This window comes from Exiguobacterium sp. s122, from assembly GCF_018618475.1.
GTDB classification, from domain to species: domain Bacteria; phylum Bacillota; class Bacilli; order Exiguobacteriales; family Exiguobacteriaceae; genus Exiguobacterium; species Exiguobacterium himgiriensis.
In genome coordinates this window covers 875,895-896,633 of record NZ_JACSMD010000001.1, presented here as the reverse complement: position 1 = coordinate 896,633, position 20,739 = coordinate 875,895, and the positions used below count along the sequence as shown (strand labels likewise).

The following is a 20,739-nucleotide window of genomic DNA, read 5'->3' as shown; positions in this document are numbered from 1 at the left end:
TATTTCGCATCCGTCTTTAGACCGAAAAGAAGACCACCCTTCGTCGAAGGATGGTCTCCTCAGTTAACGTGAACGGTTGGCGATTTCTGCCGTCAATGACGAAATGAATTCGTCGAGTGAAGCAGACACTTGTTCTTGTTGACCGTAACGACGGATGTTAACGGCCCGCTCGTCGCGCTCTTTATCGCCGAGCACGAGCGTCATCGGGATTTTCTTCATCTGTGCTTCCCGAATCTTATAGCCGAGCTTCTCGTCACGAAGATCCGTCTCGACACGGACGCCACGCTTGACGAGCTCCGCTTTCACTTCCGCGACATAGTCGTCGTGAACGTGTGAGACTGGAATCAATTTCACTTGAACCGGTGCGAGCCATGTCGGGAACGCCCCTTTGTACTCTTCAATCAAGTATGCGACGAAACGTTCCATCGTCGAGACGACACCGCGGTGAAGGACGATTGGGCGATGGTCTTTCCCGTCTGGGCCTGTGTACGTCAAATCGAACCGCTCTGGGAGCAAGAAGTCGAGTTGAACTGTTGAAAGCGTCTCTTCTTTCCCGAGTGCCGTCCGGACTTGGACGTCGAGCTTCGGTCCGTAAAACGCCGCTTCGCCTTCAGCCTCAAAATATGGGAGGCCGAGCTCATCCATCGTCTCTTTCAATTGACGTTGGGCTGTCTCCCAAATCGCATCATTATCGAAGTATTTCTCTTTATCAGCCGGGTCACGATACGACAGACGGAAGCGGTAGTCTTTAATCCCAAAGTCCGCATACACTTCTTGAATCAAGTGGACGATATCTTTGAACTCTTGCTTCATCTGTTCCGGTGTGACGAACGTATGCCCGTCATTCAGCACCATGTAGCGGACGCGCTGTAAGCCTGTGAGCGCACCCGACATCTCGTAACGGTGCATGCCACCGAGTTCGGCGATCCGGAGTGGGAGTTCCCGGTATGAGCGTGGCTCGTGTTTGTAAATCGTCATGTGGTGCGGACAGTTCATCGGACGGAGGACGAGTTCTTCGTTGTCCATCTCCATTTTCGGGAACATGTCGTCTTGATAGTGATCCCAGTGACCTGACGTCTTATACAGGTCGACCGAACCGAGCACCGGTGTATAGACGTGCTGGTAGCCGAGTTCGAGTTCTTTATCGACGATATAGCGTTCGACCGTACGACGGATCGAGGCACCTTTCGGGAGCCACATCGGTAAGCCTTGACCGACTTCTTGCGACACGAAGAAGAGGTCGAGCTCTTTTCCGAGTTTCCGATGGTCGCGCTCTTTCGCTTCTTCGAGGAGACGCAAGTGTTCCGCAAGTTGTTCTTTCGTCGCCCACGCTGTCCCGTAAATGCGTTGGAGCATTTTATTATCTGAATCGCCACGCCAGTAAGCGCCGGCGACGCTCATCAATTTGAACACTTTTAATTTCGATGTCGAGGCGACGTGCGGTCCACGGCACAAGTCGAAAAATTCGCCTTGATGATACATCGTGAGCGTCTGGTCGGCCGGGATGTCTTCGAGCAATTCGATTTTGAGCGGGTCTCCGAGTTCCTGGTAACGCGCGAGCGCCTCGTCACGCGAGACGACCTCACGTGTGATGTCGAGGTTCTCATCGACGATGCGTTTCATCATCTTCTCGATTTCAGGCAGATCCTCTTCGTTGATACGACGGTCCATCTCGATGTCGTAATAGAAGCCGTTCTCGATCGTCGGTCCAATCCCGAGGTAAATCGAGCCTTCTTCGCCGTAAAGGCGCTTGATTGCTTGTGCCATCAGGTGAGCCGTCGAGTGGCGCATCAAGTCGAGGCCGTCCTCTGAGTCCGGCATGACGAGTTCGATGCGACCGTCCCGTTCGATTGGTCGACGATAATCGATCAATTCCCCGTCAATTTTTGCGGCGATTGCTTTTTTACGGAGCCCCGGGCTAATCGAGCCTGCGACGTCTTCTGCTGTGATGCCGGCTTCAAACTCCTTGACGGCACCGTCTGGAAATGTCAAATGAATCATGTAACTTCCCCTCTCTTTTCATAAAAAAATAAAAAAAGCCCATCCCTATGAAAGGGACGAGCTTTGATTCTCGTGGTACCACCCTCGTTCCCAAGCTTTCACTTGGCTCGAACACACGATAACGAGTGTGACTCGCCGCACGATTGACCCGTGCGGTGCTCGGAGGGAGTAAGGCGTTCGGCGTGTCTAGGAAGCTCTCACCAACCTTCCCTCGCTTTGAAACCCGTGACGACGTCTCATGTCCTCTGTCATTGCATCCAATATATGCTATTAGTATAGTCAACCCGTTCGAGAAATACAATCCTTTACCGACGACGATTTTCACCTTTTAACTCGATTTGCGTCGTTGTCGTCGAGATGCGTTGCATGAGCCGTTGTGCTTTCATCTTGTTCTGTGGTGAACCATCAATCGAGAAATGGGTCTCGAGCTCTTCACCACTAAAGTTCGAGCTATAGAGCGTCGGCAATCGGTGCATCATTCGGTACTGCAAGATGATGCCGAATAGCTCGTCTCGTACCCACGGGCTGATCGCCTCGGCTCCGATGTCATCAATCAACAGTACGGGCACATGTTGGAACGAAGTCAAAAACGAGTCGAAGGAATCGGTCCGAATTTTCCGTTTCGCCTCTGAAACGAAACCTGGGGCATGAACGAGAATCGTCTCGATGTCCGCCACTTTCAACTCGTTGGCGATGGCCGCGAGCAAATACGTCTTCCCGACGCCGAAGCTGCCATGTAAATATAGCCCGTTCACTTTTTGTCTCGTCTTCATCCCGGAGACGAACCGCATCGCCTCACGAAGTGCGATCTTTCGTGCGTCATCCGACCAATCGAACGATTCGAAGCTCGCTTCCCGCACTTCTTCCGGCAAGAAGAGACTCTTGAATTTCCGGTCCATCTCTTTTTGCCGGCGGGCTTGACGATGTTTGACCGTCTCTTCGTAACGGATCGCGACTTGTCCGAGATCGACATAGAGGACAGGCTGATGGCCGGGAATGACGGCATTCGCTTCGATGAGCACGTTGCCGTCCATCTGTTCGGCAAATTCACTCAGTTTCGTGAAGCCGAGCTGAATTGCCGCCTCATCTAGTTCTGGGTGCGCCTTCAAAAAGGCTATGACCCCGGGATGGTCGAGGGTGCGTCGACGAATCGACTCGTACGCTTCCCGGACTTCTTTTCGATTCATCATCTGGGCGAGCGTCTGATTGATACGTTCCATGTCCCTCATCCTTTCTCTTTCAATTCATTGAGCAACTTGACGAGTTCGGCATCATCTGGCACCGACGCCTCGAGCTCTTGTTTTCGTTTCTGATCGTATGATCGTTGTTCTTTTGCATCCTCTTCAAGCCATTTCGGCAGTTCGGTCTGTTGCGTTTTTCGCCGCGAGCCGACCGTCGTCCGTTGCACGCTCTCCCGCTTTTGTTGTTTTTTCTCGATCAAGGCGTCCTGTGTCGCTTCCTGATCGAGTGCGTCTTTCGCATGGACATAGCCGGCCGTCTTCCAGCTCGTGGCGATGCGCATCACGTAATTCTCGCTCAAACGCGTCTGCTTCTTCACTTCGATACAGTAATAGAACAGTGCATTAATGACACCTGGGGCGAGTCCGAGCGTATCGACCATCTCGATGACGAGTTGTTCGTCGCTCTTCGATAACTGCGGTGTCTTCCGGAGGGTCGACACGTATTGATGTGGATGTGCCGTCTCCATCACGTCTGGGTCGTGCAAGTCCCCGATGTCTGTCTTCGTCAACTCGTTCGCCTTCGCTTTTCGATGCCGCGTCTGTTTCTTCTTCAACTGTAGCACCATTTGGCGACAGCCGTCTCGCTTCTCTTGTTCACTGAGCGGCAAGTACGCTTCATGGACGAAATACTCCTTAAGCATCTCGGCCATCAACTCTTCATCGATTTGAGATACATAGGCGAGTTTCGTGATCGTCTCGTCCAGCTTTTTCGTGAAGAAGCCGACCGGGAAGTTCGTCAATTTTTTGACGATATCCATATCGAACGTATAGTTGATTTCGATTTTCGCGCGATCGGGCTTCTCGTAGTTCTTTTGCGTGAACGCCATATGGTTGACGCCTTTGACGTCGAACACTTCATTAAAGTCCTTCGTCACTTCGACGATGCCCGCCGGGAGCGGGTCGATCGTGAACCGGCCTTGCAACTGTTTGAAGCGGACCTCTCCTACTTTATAGAAGAGGAAACTCGACAATAGGCCGTCATTTAAGAAGGTGTGCGGTGCGAGCGGGACCCGCAACTGATAGACGTATTGTGTGACGCGGGCGTCTTTCGTCTTATACGTCCGGACGAGTCCAATGGCTTCGAGTCGGAACAGGCTGTCCGTCAGCTCGTTAATCGAATACTCGAGCATTTCACACAGCGCGCTATGTGACATATAATTCGATTTCATTTTACCAGGCTTCAATTCGCTCCAAAATGTCTGATAGAGCGCGAGCGCTTTGACCCCAATGACCGGTTGATACAAATGATAGAGCGATTGATAGGACTCGCGATCCACGAGCCCTGTGCTCATGATGAGCAGTTCATCGGTCCCAAAGATGGTCCGTTCTTTTTCCATAACGATTCTCCCCTGAAAAAGGACGACCAGAAGGCCGCCCTTAGTTGGTCGATTTTTCTTGCTTCATTAAATCTTCTAGCTCTTTAAAGAACACGGAAATGTCTTTGAATTGACGATACACCGAGGCGAAACGGACGTACGCCACTTCGTCGACGCGGGCCAGTTCGTTCATAACGAGTTCGCCGACTTGTTCACTCGGAATCTCGGACTGACCGAGGGCACGTAGCTGTTGTTCGACTTTCGTGACAACGCCTTCGAGCTGTTCGAGCGTGACCGGGCGTTTCTCACAGGCACGAATGATGCCGCGAAGCACTTTCTCGCGACTGAACTCTTCTCGGTTGCCGTCTTTCTTGACGATGATGAGCGGTGTTTGCTCGACCGTCTCAAACGTCGTAAATCGATAACCACACGCTTCACATTCTCGACGGCGGCGAATCGAATAAAAATCCTGAACAGGACGGGAGTCGAGCACCCTCGTTCCGTTATGATCACATTTAGGACAACGCATGCTCAAGCCTCCTTATCATTCAACAGTTTGGTTTCCGATAGCTCGGAGCGGGAACTTTTGTCGCAACGCTTCATAATACGTCACAACGATTTGGTGAAGGTCTGAACCGAAGCGGCTGTCACGGTTTAGCGTAAAGTCGACCGCCGTCCGTCCGCCATCGACTTGAATGACGGTCGCGAGGGCATCCCATCCGTCACCTGTGAAGGCAAGTTCTCCACGTTCCGAGTCGACGCGACGGACCGTCTGCCCTTCTGACTGAATTCTCTCATCGAGCCACTTCAATACGGCGTTCGGAGACGCGGCATAGTAACGGGTGCGCAACGCTTCTTGTTTATGCGAATCATCTGTTTGGATATGTGTTTGAAACTTATCGAATACTCCCATTTTCCACCTCAACAACTCATTTATATACGTTAAGCATATCAAAATTAAGGCGTTAACAAAACAAATAAAAGGGCTGACCGAAAATCGGCCAGCCTCAAAGAGTCAATCGAATTATTTGCTGATTGCAACTTGTGCTTCAGGAACACGGATCGGTCCCATTCCACGATCAAGTTTGACGTCTTCACGCACTTTTGCGTCCAAACCTTCAGCGATGTACTGTGACGCTGTAGCAGGATCAATGCGGTCCCCACATGTGAACACATCGACTGATGCGTAGCCATGTTCCGGGAAGCTGTGAATCGTCAAATGCGATTCTGAGATGATCACGACTCCACTCACACCGTGTGGCGCGAATTTGTGGAAAGCAACTTCACGGACTTCAGCGCCCGAGCGAAGTGCTGCATCGACGAACAAGCGCTCGATGTAGTCGATATCGTTCAATTTGTCGGGATTGCACTCCCAAAGTTCTGTAATAATGTGACGTCCCATAGTATCCATATTAGTGGATCCCCCTTTACATCAATGGTCTCAAAGTAGTTGATGTTCACTCACTTTGTGCCTGAATCGCCCACAACCACGGGGGCAAGTTAGTCCAGAGAGGTCCTAACCCTTTAAGTTGCGTTTGTCAGACCAATTGAAGTTCACGAGTTAGAGTGTATCGTGTTTGGGACGTCGTTACAAGACATTTGTTTCATTTCTTTAAAAATATTTTTCGTTAAATATATTTTTTCAAGCGTGGGTTTCTTGTTGACCGATTTGAAGGTAGCTCGCGACCATGTCCAATAAATCGACGACACGGCATGAATAGCCCCATTCGTTGTCGTACCATGCGAGTACTTTGACGTGGTTCCCTCCAATTACCATCGTCGAATCCGCATCGATGATGGACGAGCGCTCATCGCCATTGAAGTCAATCGAGACAAGCGGTTCAGTCGAGACACCGAGGATCCCGGTCATCTCTCCATGGGCTGCACGTCCGAACGCTTCGTTCACTTCGTCGACCGTTACGTCCCGACGCAATTCGACGACAAGGTCGACGAGCGAGACGTTCGGCGTCGGCACTCGGAGCGCCATCCCGTTCAGTTTGCCTTGAAGTTCAGGTAACACGAGCCCAATCGCTTTCGCGGCCCCGGTCGACGTCGGTATAATGGAAGTACCACAAGCACGGGCCCGGCGTAAATCTTTATGTGGATTGTCGATATTGTTTTGGTCGTTCGTGTACGCATGTACCGTCGTCACGAGCCCCGTCTCGATTCCAAACGTCGAATCGAGGACTTTGACGACCGGCCCGAGACAGTTCGTCGTACATGATGCGTTTGAGATGATATGGTCATGCTCCGGCGTGTACTCCCGGTCATTGACACCCATCACGATCGTCCGGACGTCCCCTTTCCCTGGTGCCGTCAAAATGACTTTTTTCGCGCCGGCCGTCAAATGCTTCGACGCGCCGACGTCTGAATTGAATTTTCCAGTCGCTTCAATGACGATTTCGATACCAAGGTCCCCCCACGGCAACTTCTCTGGATCACGTTCAGACACGAGCTCGATTCGCTTTCCATCGACGATGAGCGCATCCCCATGCGCGCGTACCGTCAAGCCGAACGGACCGTGAACCGTATCATGTTTAATTAAGTGTGCCAGCGTCTCAGCCGGGTAGCTCGCGTTAATGGCCACGACATCGTGCCGCCCTTCGAGCATCAATTTCCGAAATACCATTCTCCCGATTCGTCCAAATCCATTGATCGCCACTTTCGTCCCCATTCTAGTTCCCCCTTTTTTCTGCGTTACGACACCATTATAACGGATATTTGGAAGCGTTTTCACTATCAATCGTCACATTTCTTTCACTTTTTTACAGTTTTAGTTTCAGAAAAGAGGGAAATGCGTTCTAGAGCTTGGAAAGGAGCAATGTTCTATGTTTAGTTGGGGCGACTTAGACAAATTTGTCATCTCGTTTTTCGTCATCTTGCCAATCGTGACATTGATCCATCAGTTCGGACATTTCTTTTTTGCGAAATTGTTCGGCGGATCGCTTGATATGGAAATCGGAACTGGAAAAAGATTATTTAAAGTCGGCCGATTGCAATTTAATCGCGTCTACTTCTATGATGCCTGGTGTCAATTCACCGATTTGAAAGTGAGCAATCGGCTGACACGAAGTCTCGTCTACGCAGGAGGTTCGATTTTTAACTTGTCGAGCATCCTGCTCGTCAACGGCTTCATTCTGACTCGAGAAATCGAACCGAGTATTTACACGTATCAGTTCGCTTACTTCTCGTTTTACTATGTGTTCTTCTCGCTTTACCCGATTTACTATTCGAACGGGCATCCGAGTGACGGGCGCGCCATTTACGACACGTGGCGGAAAGGCAAACCCGAGTCGGACCCACTTAATTAAAAAGACGCATCCTCAGTGAGGATGCGTCTTCACAATCAGGAGGCGTCAGTCGCCTTCTTTTTTCATGTCTTCAAATTGTTTGACGAGGCGGGTCACTTGGGCTGACAAATCGCCTAACGCACCGTTGTTATTGATTAAAAAATCAGCCTGTTGCTTCTTCTCTTCAATTGGCATTTGGGCATGAATCCTTGCGAGCGCCTCTTCTTTCGTCAAGCCGTTCCGTTCCATAAGTCGCATCAACTGAATCTCTTCCCGACAGTAGACGACGACCGTGTAGTCGACCAGGTCACGCATCGTCCCTTCGAACAAGAGCGGGATATCAAAGATGACGACCATCTCTCCCGCTTCCTCATACCGTTTCAATTCTTCGACCATTTCTTCACGGATGGCTGGGTGCATCAGTTGATTAAGCCGTTGCCGCTTCGCATCATCATGAAAGATCTCTCGTCCGAGCGCGGGACGATTCAACTGATCTCCATTGAAACAGTTCGGGAATGCCTCACGGACTGCGGCGAACGCTTTTCCGTTCGGTTCAATTACCACACGGGCAATCAAATCGGCATCGATAATCGGGATCTTACGTTCTCGAAACAAGCGTGAGACGGTCGACTTCCCGGTCGCAATCCCACCTGTCAATCCAATCTTCAGCATCTTCTCCACCTCTTACTGTTGGCAGTGTGGACAGTAATGCGTGCCGCGTCCACCTAGTTTCATCTTCTCAATCGGTCGGCCGCACTTGCGGCACGGGTTGCCGGTCTGTCCATACACGTAAAGCGTCTCTTGGAACGTGCCGGTCGCTCCGTCCGGGTTCGTATAACTTCGAATCGTGCTTCCGCCCCGCTCAATCGCCTCGGTCAACACAGCGATCGCTTCTTGGCGTACCGCTTCCACTTCAACCGTCGATAGGCTAGCAGCCGGTCGGGTCGGATGGATCCCGGCTCTGAAAAGTGTCTCATCGACATAAATGTTTCCGAGCCCGACAAAAATGGATTGGTCGAGTAGCGCCGTCTTGATGGCCCGCACGTTCATCCGGCTGAGCCGTTTGTGCAACGCTTCGGCCGTGACATTCGGGTCGAACGGTTCGAGTGCGAGTAGCGACAACGGCGGTGTGACGAATAACTCTTCATTCGTCTTTAACTCCATCGTCCCGAATTTCCGGACGTCGTTATAATGTAAGGTCGACCCGTCCGTGAACGAGAAGATGACATGGGAATGTTTGACCGGATTGACTCTTTCGTCATGAGGGAAGAATTTTCCTTCCATTCGCAAGTGGGAGACGAGATACCCATGCGTCAACTTAAATAAGATAAACTTTCCTCGCCGTTCCACATCGATGATCGTCTCACCGAGCAAATGTGCCACAAACTGCTCCGGCTCGTGGCCACGGATGATTTTCGCGTCGAGCACGTCGACGGTTTCGATTGTTTTTCCGGAGACGAATGGCCGTAGTCGTCGACACACGGTCTCCACTTCAGGTAATTCAGGCATAACGGCTTCCTTTCTAACACTTATTTCGTATCAAACCACGTCTCGCCGAACGATCCGTCGGCGCGAAGCGGCACATCTAACGTAATCGTATGCTCCATCGCTTGCTTGACGAGCGTCTCAAGTGCCGGCATCTCCTCTTTCGGACCTTCGAAGATGAGTTCATCGTGTACTTGAAGCAACAGCTTCGATTGTAACGTCGAGGCACGAAGGGCGGCATCGACATCGATCATCGCCTTTTTAATAATATCAGCGGCTGTCCCTTGAATCGGCGTATTGATCGCCGTCCGCTCCGCGAACCCTCTTAAATTGAAGTTCCGCGAATGGATGTCCGGGATGTTCCGCCGACGCTTCAGCATCGTCTCGACATAGCCGTGTTCACGCGCTCGTTCAATCGCGGCATCCATGAACCGCTTCACGCCCGGGAACTGTTCAAAATACGTGTCGATAAACGTTTGGGCCTCTTTTCGGCTAATGCCAAGGTTTTGCGACAATCCATAATCACTGATGCCGTAGATGATGCCGAAGTTCACGGCTTTCGCTTGGCGTCGCATGAGTGACGTCACATCTTCTTTGGCGACGCGGAAGACGTTCGCGGCCGTCGAGGTGTGAATGTCCTCATCTTCAAGAAACGCCTGAAGCATCTTCTCATCTTGCGACATATGTGACATGATGCGCAGCTCGATTTGTGAATAGTCGACCGCATACAACATCCAACCCGGTTCACTCGCGGTGAACGCTTTACGAATCCGACGTCCTTCCTCAAGGCGAATCGGGATGTTTTGTAAGTTTGGATTGATGGACGATAAACGTCCGGTTTGCGTCAACGTCTGCGTGTAACGGGTATGAATCTTCCCATCCTCTTTAATCACTTTTTGCAACCCTTCGACATATGTCGATTGCAATTTCCCGAGCTCACGGTAATGCATGATCCGTTCGACAATCGGATGAAGCGGCGCTAACTTTTCAAGCACATCGGCCGCAGTGGAGTAGCCCGTCTTCGTTTTCTTGACCGGAGGAAGCGCCAATTTCTCAAATAAGATGACGCCAAGTTGCTTCGGCGAGTTAATGTTAAACGCCTCTCCGGCGAGTTCATGAATCTCTTGTTCGAGTTGCGCGATTCGCCCCCCTAGGTCTTCTTCCATCGCCTGAAGCGTTTCGACATCGACATGGATGCCGGCCCATTCCATCTCAGCTAGCACCGACACGAGCGGGCGTTCTAAATCTTCGTAAAGCGAAGTCTGCTCGTTTTGTACGAGCGCTTCGGACACATGACCGAAGAGCGTCAAAACCGCCATCGCTTTCTCACCGAGATGTTGCGCGAGCACGTCGTGTTCTGGCACGTGACGTTTTGCCCCTTTCCCGTAAATCGCATCGTCTTCAGGAACGGTGAGTTCAAAATGCGCTGCAATTGAATCAAGCGTCGTGCCGCCAGACAAGTTGAGCAAGTAACCGGCGACGAGTAAGTCCTCGTATCCGTCGAGTGTTAAACCGTTTCGTTTCAATTGAATGATCGTCTGTTTCGCATCGAGACAAATCGTCTTACGTTCTGGATCGCGTAGCCAGTCACGGACGGTCGCTTCTTCAAGGAGGGAAGCATCACCGACCGTCACACCGGCATCAGTCGCAATCGCCACACCGATAATCGGCTCTTCAAAATAGTCGTCACGTAATTGTTCGATAAACAGGACGGCGTGAGTTAAATCTTGCGCTTCCAGGTCGACAGATGACACGGCTTGCTTCGGTGTGTCGGAAACAGTTTCTGTCGTGTTGTCTTGCAACTTTCCGAGGAGCGATTTGAACTGTAGGCTCATGAAAAGCGGTTTCACTTTTGCGACATCATACGGGTGAAACGCGAGTTGTTCTAAATCGATGTCGATAGGCACGTCTGTATGAATGGTCGCAAGTTGTTTTGACAACTTGGCTTCGCGTTCGTTTGCCTCGATTTTCTCTTTCTGCTTCCCTTTTAATTCATCCGTATGCGCATACACACCTTCGACTGAACCGTAAGCGTTCAATAACTTCAAGGCCGTCTTTTCACCGACCCCAGGAATACCCGGAATGTTATCGGACTTATCGCCCATGAGTCCTTTTAAGTCAATCATTTGGCGTGGCGTGAGCCCTTCATAGCGTTCTTTGAAGGCGGCTTCATTCATCGTCTCGACATCCGTGATCCCCCGTTTCGTCAAATAGACGGTGACCCGTTCGTCAATCAATTGTAGTAAGTCTTTATCCCCGGTCACAATCGTCACATCGTCGAACGCTTCTTGTTTCGCGAGCGTGCCGATAATGTCATCGGCCTCATATTGATCGAGTTCGAGCACTTGAATCCCAAACGCCTCACAAATCTCACGTACGATTGGGAACTGCTCTCGCAATTCGCCCGGCGTCTTTTGACGTCCTCCTTTGTAGTCCGCATATGTATCGTGGCGGAACGTCTTTTTTGAGGCATCAAAGGCGACAGCGAAATGCGTCGGCTGTTCGTCTTCCATCAGTTTCAAGAGCATCATCGTGAACCCGTACACGGCATTCGTGTTCCGACCTGAGGCATCCGTCATCGGAGGCAAGGCAAAAAACGCACGATACGTCAAAGAGTTCCCATCCAGGAGTAGCAGTTTATTCATCATGTTAACCTCCATTCGCTTCTACAACCATCATATCATACGGGCACATGCGTTCGAAAAAAAAGACCCTTTTCTAGTGACTAGAAAAGGGTCAATCTTCACGTCCATGTGGAGATGAGCACCGGACGCGACACGAGATGATGAAGAGGTCTCATTCATAGAATACCAACACTTTGTTAAGCAAATATGAATGAATCGTGAACTCCTCGTTAAGGGAGCGGGAATTCGATTATGAACGTCGTCCCCTCGCCTTCTGTACTATCGACTTGAATCGTGGCGTGATGAAGGTCGACGATATGTTTGACAATTGCGAGTCCAAGCCCCGTCCCGCCAGAATTTCGACTTCTCGCTTTATCAACGCGGTAGAACCGTTCAAAGATGCGACTGATTTCTTTTTCAGCGATCCCGATGCCATTATCTTTGACGATCAGCCTGCCCGTCTTATCATGTCGCTCAACCGTAATTTCGACCCGGCTGCCTTCTGGCGAGTAATTGATGGCGTTCGCCACCAAATTCAAAATCACTTGCTTGATCCGGTTCAAGTCGGCTTGTAACATCACTTCGCCGTCATGGTGCGTCTCAAGCTGAATCGACTTCTGTTCAGCTTCTTGGCTCAAGACGAGAGTCACTTCCTCGACGAGCTGATTTAATTCCACGGGTACGAACTCCAAATGGAAATCTTCTCGTTCGAGTCGGGACAACTCCAACAAGTCCTCGACGAGCATCTGCATCCGGGTTGCTTCTTTTTGAATGATATCGAGGAACTGGTCTCGAAGCTCCGGCACTTCTTTCGCCCCATCAAGAAGGGTTTCACTGAACCCGCGAATGGAAGTGAGTGGCGTCTTCAACTCGTGGCTGACGTTGGCGACAAAGTCTTTTCGCATCTTCTCAAGACGCTTCAATTCACTAATGTCGTTGAACAGTAACGTCGTGCCGCGGAGCATCCCCGTGTCGCTGAAAATCGGCGCTGCCGACACCATATACGTGCGCTGGTTGAAGCCGGTCCGAATCGACAGTTGACGTCGATGGGGCTCTTCTGTCAAGTAGACGTCTTCAATTAACGTCTCAACGTCCGGGCTCGGCAAAATACCGTGATAAAATTGGCCAATCATCAACTCATCGTATTGGAACATATCTCGATACGACCGGTTCACGAGCGTGACGATTCCACGCTCGTCGACGAGGAGAAGTCCGGCCCCCATATATTCAATCAGTGATTCGAGCCGTGCCCGCTGGACCGCCTCTCCGAGTGAAATCGTCTCGAGATTCCGGGCGAGGACGTTAATCGACCCGGCCAAACTTCCCGTCTCGGCGTCGTTTCGCAACTCATAGACGCGCGCACGGTAATTCCCATCCGCGAGTTCGCGCAACACAATCGTCGCCTCGTCAATCGGCCGGATAAACTGGTTCGTCAAATTATGGAGCACGAATAGAATGATGAAAAAGGAGAAGAACAAGGCGAACGCAATCGTTAGCCAAATCCGATTATAGACACTCTCTAAGTCTGAGACGTATCGGATGAAGCTGAGGTACACCGTCTCCCCCGATGATAAGGCGATCGGTTTCGTAAATTGAATCAAATCATCGCGAGTCGCGTTGCCGAACTCGCCGTCAGCCGAGATTGTATCGGGGTCGATCCGATATTCGAATGACCCGACGCGGAACGGCGTGCCGGCAATGACGCGCATATTTCGATTGAGCAACAGAATGTCGAAGCTGCTCTCATCATCGATTTGACCGACGTATTCTTGAATTTCATCTAGTTCGCCCCCATCAAGATACAGGGCAGCGAGTGTCGTGTCTTCCTTCAGTCGATCGCGCTCTGAGTCCAAATAGAAATCTTTGAACAGCTGACCGAGCACGATCCCGAGCGTCAGCAATACACCCGTGACGAGCAAGATGAGCGTCGTTAAAAAGCGCGAGCGGTACGTCTTCATTCGGCCATCGGCTCTTCCATTTTATAGCCGAGACCTCGAATCGTTTTGATATAGGACGGCTTTTTCGTCACCGGTTCAATCTTTTCGCGCAAATGGCTAATATGAACGTCGACAATCCGCGTGTCCCCGACGAAATCATAGTTCCAAATCGCAGACAAGAGTTGATCTCGCGTCAAGACGCGCCCTTTGTTTTTCGCCAAGTAGGCGAGAAGTTCAAACTCTTTTGGGGTCAATTCGAGGCGCTCCCCTTTTTTGAACACTTCATAGTTCGACGTCACAATCTTCACGTCGCCAATCTGAATGATGTCCTCATCGACTGCCGTGACCTCAGCCGGGGCCGAGCGTCGAAGAATCGCCTTTACGCGGGCGACGACTTCTCGCGGGCTAAACGGTTTCGTCAAATAGTCGTCTGCTCCGAGCTCGAGCCCGAGCACTTTATCGAATTCATCGTCTTTTGCCGTCAACATTAAGATCGGCGTGTTCACTTTTTGTTGACGCAGTCGTTTGCACACTTCGAGCCCGTCCATCTCCGGCAACATCAAGTCGAGGACGATGAGCACCGCGTCTTGTCTCTCAGCAAGTTCGAGTCCGCTCTTCCCGTCATGGGCAGTCTCCACCTCAAACCCCGCTTGTTCCAGATTAAATTTTAACAATGTCGCAATCGACACCTCGTCATCGACAACAATTACTTTATCGGCCACACGTGTTCCTCCTCTAATCTCATCTTCATGTTCCATTTTACAAAGCAATCGCGCTCGACACCAACTTCAAAGCAAATCTTTACAAAAACAAAACAAATCCACGTTCTCTCCCAAGTGTAGCATGGCCGCTCGTGTTTGATCGCAACAAAAAAGTCCTACCCGCAGAGCGGGCAGGACAATGTTGTCATGTAAGGACGTCCAAGACAGATCGAACAGATTCGGCTGAACGCTTGAGCGCAGCCGTCTCGTCTTCTGTCAATTCAAGTTCGAGCACACGTTCAATCCCGTTCGCCCCAAGAATCGTTGGGACACCGAGGTAGAGGTCGCGGAACCCGTATTCGCCCTCTAAATAGGCGATGGCCGGCAAGATTCGACGTTGGTCTTTTAAAATCGCTTCGACCATCTCGACAATCGCGGCAGCCGGCGCATAGTAGGCCGAGCCGTTGCCAAGCAGTTGCACGATCTCGCCGCCTCCTTTACGGGTCCGATTCACAATCGCTTCGATTTGGTCATGCGGTAACAGTTTCTCGAGCGGGATGCCGCCTGCATACGAGTAACGGATGAGCGGGACCATGTCGTCCCCGTGCCCACCGAGTACGAAGCCGGACACGTCTTTCACCGAGACGTTTAGTGCTTCAGCGACAAACGTCCGGAACCGGGCCGTATCGAGGACACCGGATTGTCCGATGACGCGTTCCTTCGGGAAACCCGACTCTTTGAACGCGGCGTACGTCATCGCATCGACCGGGTTCGTCAAGACGATTAAAATCGCATCCGGTGAGTACCGCGCCACTTCTTTCGTGACCGCTCGTATCACCCGGGCGTTCGTCGAGACGAGGTCGTCTCGACTCATGCCTGGCTTGCGTGCGATTCCCGCTGTGATGACGACGATGTCTGACCCGGCCGTATCTGCATAATCTGACGACCCTGTGATCCACGCATCAAACCCTTGAATCGGCGCCGCTTCTTGCATGTCGAGCGCTTTGCCTTTCGTCGGGCTCTCGTTCTCTTTAATATCGAGCAGCACGACGTTACCGAGCTCTTTTTGAGCCAAATAGAGTGCCGTCGTGGCCCCCGTGAATCCGCTACCGATAACCGAGATCTTATTGCGACGAATCATTGTGCTCTCCCCCTTGGTTTGGCTGATGTCTTACATGTTTTTAATCAATTCATCCGCAAACTCTGAACACTTCACTTCTGTCGCACCGTCCATGAGGCGGGCGAAATCGTATGTGACAACTTTCGAGGCGATTGTCTTCTCCATCGAGTTGATGATGAGGTCAGCCGCTTCGTTCCAGTTCATGTGACGGAGCATCATCTCACCTGACAAGATGACCGACGATGGGTTGACCTTGTCGAGACCTGCGTATTTCGGCGCCGTCCCGTGTGTCGCTTCGAAGATCGCGTGTCCTGTCACGTAGTTGATGTTCGCGCCAGGCGCAATCCCGATCCCACCGACTTGGGCAGCGAGCGCATCCGAGATGTAGTCCCCGTTCAAGTTCATCGTCGCGACGACGTCGAATTCACGTGGACGTGTCAAGATTTGTTGCAAGAAGATATCGGCAATCGAGTCTTTTACGATGATTTTGCCTTCTGCTTCCGCTTTTGCTTGCGCATCGTTTGCAGCCGCTTCGCCTGACTCTTCTTTGATGCGGTCATACTGAGCCCATGTGAACACTTTGTCGCCGTACTCTTCTTCTGCGAGCTCATACCCCCAGTTTTTGAAGGCGCCTTCTGTGAACTTCATGATGTTCCCTTTGTGGACGAGCGTGAGCGATTTACGGTTGTTCGCGATCGCATACTCAAGCGCCGCACGGACAAGACGTTTCGTCCCTTCAGACGAGATTGGTTTGATGCCGATCCCTGACGTTTCTGGGAAACGAATCTTATTGACGTTCATCTCTTCTTTCAAGAACGAGATCAACTTCTTCACTTCATCGCTACCTGATGCGTACTCGATGCCCGCGTAGATGTCTTCCGTGTTCTCTCGGAAGATGACCATGTCTGTATCTTCCGGGCGTTTGACCGGTGATGGGACGCCAGTGAAGTAACGGACCGGGCGTAAGCATGTATACAAGTCGAGTTCTTGACGGAGCGCGACGTTCAATGAACGGATCCCGCCGCCGACCGGTGTCGTGAGCGGGCCTTTGATGGCGATCAAATATTCACGGATTTCATCAAGCGTCTCGTTCGGGAGCCATTCGCCTTTTTGGTTGAACGCTTTCTCCCCAGCGTACACTTCCATCCATTCGATTTTCTTGTCGCCGCCATATGCCTTCTCGACCGCTGCGTCGAAGACACGAACTGCTGCATTCCAAATATCAGGACCTGTTCCGTCCCCGATGATGAATGGAATTGTTGGTACGTTTGGTACGTTGAGCGCACCGTTTTCTACAGTAATTTTCTGACCTTGTGTCAACATATGAATCCCCCTAAGTACATTATTGTAGGCCGACGCTTGCGCCGACCTACGTCACTTGTTAGTTTACCAAAGTTTATGTCGAAATTGTGACCTGATCTTTTGAATGCCTTACCGTTCGTTGACCGATACGTATGAACGGTGTGCTTCACCGACATATTCCGCACGCGGGCGAATCAGACGGTTGTCAGCGTATTGCTCCAGGATATGGGCAATCCAACCTGACATGCGTGAGACGGCAAAGATTGGTGTGAAGAGCTCTTCGTCGAGTCCGAGTGCGTAGTATGTTGAAGCCGAATAAAAGTCGACGTTCGGCTTTAGTCCTTTCTCTGTCTCGACGAGGTGGTCGATTTTCTCAGACATCTCATACCATTCTGGCTCACCGATTTGGGCAGTCAATTGACGGCTCATCTCTTTCAAGTGTTTTGCCCGTGGATCGCCGTCCTTATAGACGCGGTGTCCGAAGCCCATAATTTTTTCACGACGTTCGAACTTGCCGCGAACGTACTCTTCGACTTTATCAACCGATCCAATCTCATGTAACATCTTCATGACCGCTTCGTTGGCTCCGCCGTGGAGCGGGCCTTTCAATGCACCCATTGCCGCCGTCACACCCGAATACATATCTGAGAGCGTTGCAACACAGACGCGGGCCGTAAACGTCGACGCGTTTAATTCATGGTCGGCGTGCAAAATGAGCGCCTTGTCGATTGTCTTCTCCGCGACGTCGCTCGGCTCCTCCCCATTCAACATATAGAGGAAGTTAGCCGCATACGACAACCCTTGCTTCGGCGCGACCGGTTGCTCCCCTTTTTTAATGCGCGCATATGCCGTCACGATGGACGCGATTTGCGCTTGAAGACGAATCGCTTTACGCATGTTCGCCTCATCACTCATATCTTCTGACTCGTCATCATATAGAGCGAGTTGTGAGAGCGCCGTGCGAATCGTCGCCATTGCGTTGGCCGACTTCGGTGCCCGCTCGAGCGTCGCAATGACGTCCTCTGGTAACTTCGCTTCATTCACGAGTGCTGCTGAAAGTGTATTTAATTCGTCCGCTTTAGGAAGACGATCGTTCCATAATAAGAAGACGACTTCTTCAAACGTGGCGTGGTCCGCCAAATCGTCGATTGTGTACCCTCCGTAAGTCAATTGTCCGTCGATAATCGAACTTACTTTCGAGGCTGCTGCCACAATCCCTTCTAACCCTTTTGTTGTTGACATCCATAACTCCCCCTCAGTCTTTAAAAGTGGTCGACCGTATGAAACCAGTCTATGTGTAGGGAATAAGGACGGTCGTCGAACGCTCTCCCCACGATCGTGTTTCGACTTCAATCCGTCCTGTCCTCCATTCAGTATAAACAATTTACTGAAAAAAAGAAATGTAAGCGTATCCAGTCGTCAATATTTGTCAGAACCATTTTTCAAGCAGTTGATAACCACCTAAAATGAGGGCCGCAATACCGGCACCAACGAGCGGACCGACCGGTACCCCCTTCATAAACCCGACCGCTAAAATCGTCCCGGCGAGAAGCGCCGTCGTCACGACCGGATCGACACGCATAAGCTGAACGCCTTGACCGGCAGCGACGGCGACAAAAATGCCAGACGCGAACGCGACGACTCCGACCGGTCCTTTAATACTATTCCACAATTCTCGAAATCCAATGTCTCCTGTTGCAATCGGAACGAGCACAGCGATGGTGATAATGGTCACGCCCCAATGAATGCCTTTTGAGGCGAGCGTGGGGAAGAGTTGATCGCCGAACCCGACCGCTTTAATGATCAACAAGACGCTACTCGCGATGATGACCGATTGATTATGTGAGAGAATCCCGATCACCACGAGCAACAACAAGAATAAATACGCACTCATATGACTCCTTCTTTCTGAATGGAAAAGAACCGACCTCATTGCTAAGGTCGGTTCGATTGGCATTCGATTACGCGTTGTAGATTTTACCAGTGAGTGGGTCGATTGAAATCATCTGGCCGTCACGGAACGTTGATGTCGCTGTTTCGACACCGACGATGACTGGTTTACGAAGCGATGGTCCAACGATACCGGCATGGCTCGTCAATCCACCATCTTCTGTGATGATTCCAGCCGCTTTCTCGATAGCTGGCATCATTTCTTTGTCTGTGAACGGGGCGACGAGGATCATGCCCTCTTTCGCTTTCGCGTTCGCTTCTTCTGCATTGTTCGCAACGACGACTTCGCCGACGAGACCGCGCTCACCGATGCCGCGACCGTTCGCGAGGGCGTGACCGACGATATGAACTTTCATCATGTTCGTCGTGCCCGCTGTCGCAGCAGGGATTCCTGCCGAGATGACGACGAGGTCGCCGTCCGTGACGAATCCAGCGTGGCGTGCCGCTTCAGACGCTTGAACCAACATCTCATCTGTGTTGTTCGGCATCGTCTCAGCCACGATTGGATAGACGCCCCAAACGAGGTTCAATTGACGGGCCACACGCTCTGATTCTGTTACCGCGATGATGTTCGCCTCTGGGCGATACTTCGCTGTACGCGCAGCCGTGTAACCTGATTGTGTCGGTGTCAAGATTGCTTTCGCGTTCAAGTTGATTGCCGTATGGGCAACCGCTTGTGAGATGGCATCCGTTACCGTATGCTCACTGCGCTTCTGACGATCTTTGAGCAAGTTTTTGTAATCGAGCATGCGCTCTGTACGAACAGCGATTGCTGCTTGCATTTGAACTGACTCGATCGGGTAGTCCCCAGCAGCCGTCTCACCAGAGAGCATGACCGCATCCGTACCGTCGAGGATGGCGTTGGCTACGTCAGACGCTTCCGCACGTGTCGGGCGTGGGTTACGTTGCATCGAGTCAAGCATCTGTGTCGCCGTGATGACCGGCTTCCCGAGGTCGTTACACTTCTTGATCAATTCTTTTTGGACTGGTGTTACTTCTTCCGTCGGAATCTCAATCCCGAGGTCACCACGTGCAACCATCAAGCCGTCCGAAATTGCCAAGATTTCGTCGATGTTGTCGACACCTTCTTGGTTCTCGATTTTCGGATAGATTTTAATGTGTGACGCGTTGTTTTTCTCGAGCAATTGACGGATCTCGACAACGTCAGACGCACGGCGGACGAATGAAGCCGCGATGACATCGATGTCTTGCGAAATTCCGAACTCGATGTCGGCGATGTCTTTGTCTGTCAACGCAGGAAGGTTGACCTTGACGTTCGGCAAGTTAACACCTTTCTTCGTCTTGATGACGCCTTCGTTCTCGATCAAGCAACGGAGATCGCGGTTTGCAAGTTTCTCAACGACAAGGAGACCGATTAATCCGTCATCGAGCATGATGCGTGAACCGACTTCAACGTCTTCGTAAAGGCCTTCGTACGTGACTGAGAAACGATCTTTCGTCCCGACGATTTCTTCTGAAGAAACGATCGTTACTTCTTTACCTTTTTCAAGGAGTGCTTTCCCGTCTTCGAACGTATGTGTACGAATTTCAGGACCTTTCGTGTCGAGAAGGACTGTCACAACTTTGCCAGCGGCACGTGACGCTTCACGAATGTCACGGATGCGGGCACCGTGCTCTTCATAGTCACCGTGTGAGAAGTTAAGGCGAGCGACGTTCATACCCGCTTCAATCATTTCTGGGAGTCGCTTCTCTGAAGCTGGTCCAATCGTACATACAATTTTCGTTCTACGCATAAATAAAAACCTCCTAGG

Annotated in this window: 18 protein-coding genes; 1 reads left to right on the top strand and 17 read right to left on the bottom strand. The window is 51.2% G+C overall.

Annotated elements, in window-relative coordinates:
* Nucleotides 1-63: 63 nt before the first annotated feature.
* The 7 genes from thrS to KNP92_RS04500 all read right to left on the bottom strand — a co-directional run bounded on the left by thrS (nt 64) and on the right by KNP92_RS04500 (nt 7,232).
* On the bottom strand, nt 64-2,001 hold the full coding sequence (gene thrS / locus KNP92_RS04530) for a threonine--tRNA ligase (RefSeq protein WP_214837842.1): 1,938 nt from the start codon (nt 1,999-2,001) through the stop codon (nt 64-66).
* Between the two features lie 305 nt (nt 2,002-2,306).
* Nucleotides 2,307-3,221 (bottom strand): primosomal protein DnaI, encoded by a 915-nt coding sequence (dnaI, locus tag KNP92_RS04525; RefSeq protein WP_214837839.1) that lies wholly within the window; start codon nt 3,219-3,221, stop codon nt 2,307-2,309.
* Between the two features lie 5 nt (nt 3,222-3,226).
* Complete coding sequence (locus KNP92_RS04520) at nt 3,227-4,579, bottom strand: DnaD domain protein (RefSeq protein ID WP_214837836.1); 1,353 nt, start codon at nt 4,577-4,579, stop codon at nt 3,227-3,229.
* Between the two features lie 40 nt (nt 4,580-4,619).
* Nucleotides 4,620-5,087, bottom strand: coding sequence for a transcriptional regulator NrdR (nrdR, locus tag KNP92_RS04515; RefSeq protein ID WP_214837833.1), 468 nt, complete (start codon nt 5,085-5,087; stop codon nt 4,620-4,622).
* A 15-nt stretch (nt 5,088-5,102) separates the two neighbouring features.
* On the bottom strand, nt 5,103-5,471 hold the full coding sequence (locus tag KNP92_RS04510) for a hypothetical protein (protein ID WP_214837830.1): 369 nt from the start codon (nt 5,469-5,471) through the stop codon (nt 5,103-5,105).
* A gap of 111 nt (nt 5,472-5,582) precedes the next feature.
* On the bottom strand, nt 5,583-5,969 hold the full coding sequence (speD, locus tag KNP92_RS04505) for an adenosylmethionine decarboxylase (RefSeq protein WP_024371390.1): 387 nt from the start codon (nt 5,967-5,969) through the stop codon (nt 5,583-5,585).
* A 231-nt stretch (nt 5,970-6,200) separates the two neighbouring features.
* On the bottom strand, nt 6,201-7,232 hold the full coding sequence (locus KNP92_RS04500; protein WP_214837827.1) for a glyceraldehyde-3-phosphate dehydrogenase: 1,032 nt from the start codon (nt 7,230-7,232) through the stop codon (nt 6,201-6,203).
* Nucleotides 7,233-7,386: 154 nt separating this feature from the next.
* On the opposite strand from KNP92_RS04500, the gene KNP92_RS04495 reads away from it, so the two are divergent.
* Nucleotides 7,387-7,869 (top strand): hypothetical protein, encoded by a 483-nt coding sequence (locus tag KNP92_RS04495; protein ID WP_214837824.1) that lies wholly within the window; start codon nt 7,387-7,389, stop codon nt 7,867-7,869.
* Between the two features lie 45 nt (nt 7,870-7,914).
* Here KNP92_RS04495 and coaE read toward each other — a convergent pair whose 3' ends face one another.
* From coaE to pyk, 10 genes are all read right to left on the bottom strand, one after another.
* Nucleotides 7,915-8,520 (bottom strand): dephospho-CoA kinase, encoded by a 606-nt coding sequence (coaE, locus tag KNP92_RS04490; RefSeq protein WP_214837821.1) that lies wholly within the window; start codon nt 8,518-8,520, stop codon nt 7,915-7,917.
* Nucleotides 8,521-8,532: 12 nt separating this feature from the next.
* Entirely contained in the window at nt 8,533-9,357 is an 825-nt protein-coding gene (mutM, locus tag KNP92_RS04485) for a DNA-formamidopyrimidine glycosylase (RefSeq protein WP_214837818.1), read from the bottom strand.
* A gap of 20 nt (nt 9,358-9,377) precedes the next feature.
* Nucleotides 9,378-11,978 (bottom strand): DNA polymerase I, encoded by a 2,601-nt coding sequence (gene polA / locus KNP92_RS04480; protein ID WP_214837814.1) that lies wholly within the window; start codon nt 11,976-11,978, stop codon nt 9,378-9,380.
* Nucleotides 11,979-12,187: 209 nt separating this feature from the next.
* Nucleotides 12,188-13,915 (bottom strand): two-component system histidine kinase PnpS, encoded by a 1,728-nt coding sequence (pnpS, locus tag KNP92_RS04475; protein ID WP_214837810.1) that lies wholly within the window; start codon nt 13,913-13,915, stop codon nt 12,188-12,190.
* Nucleotides 13,912-14,616 (bottom strand): response regulator transcription factor, encoded by a 705-nt coding sequence (locus tag KNP92_RS04470; protein ID WP_214837807.1) that lies wholly within the window; start codon nt 14,614-14,616, stop codon nt 13,912-13,914. Before KNP92_RS04470 ends, pnpS begins: the two co-directional genes overlap by 4 nt.
* A 184-nt stretch (nt 14,617-14,800) precedes the next feature.
* On the bottom strand, nt 14,801-15,736 hold the full coding sequence (gene mdh / locus KNP92_RS04465; protein WP_214837804.1) for a malate dehydrogenase: 936 nt from the start codon (nt 15,734-15,736) through the stop codon (nt 14,801-14,803).
* Nucleotides 15,737-15,766: 30 nt separating this feature from the next.
* The gene (gene icd / locus KNP92_RS04460) at nt 15,767-17,035 is read right to left on the bottom strand and encodes an NADP-dependent isocitrate dehydrogenase (RefSeq protein WP_152545913.1); all 1,269 of its coding nucleotides are present in this window, start codon (nt 17,033-17,035) and stop codon (nt 15,767-15,769) included.
* A gap of 111 nt (nt 17,036-17,146) precedes the next feature.
* Nucleotides 17,147-18,259, bottom strand: coding sequence for a citrate synthase (citZ, locus tag KNP92_RS04455; RefSeq protein WP_214837801.1), 1,113 nt, complete (start codon nt 18,257-18,259; stop codon nt 17,147-17,149).
* Between the two features lie 187 nt (nt 18,260-18,446).
* On the bottom strand, nt 18,447-18,911 hold the full coding sequence (locus KNP92_RS04450; RefSeq protein ID WP_214837797.1) for a DUF441 domain-containing protein: 465 nt from the start codon (nt 18,909-18,911) through the stop codon (nt 18,447-18,449).
* Nucleotides 18,912-18,978: 67 nt separating this feature from the next.
* Nucleotides 18,979-20,721, bottom strand: coding sequence for a pyruvate kinase (gene pyk, locus KNP92_RS04445; protein WP_214837795.1), 1,743 nt, complete (start codon nt 20,719-20,721; stop codon nt 18,979-18,981).
* Nucleotides 20,722-20,739: the final 18 nt, after the last annotated feature.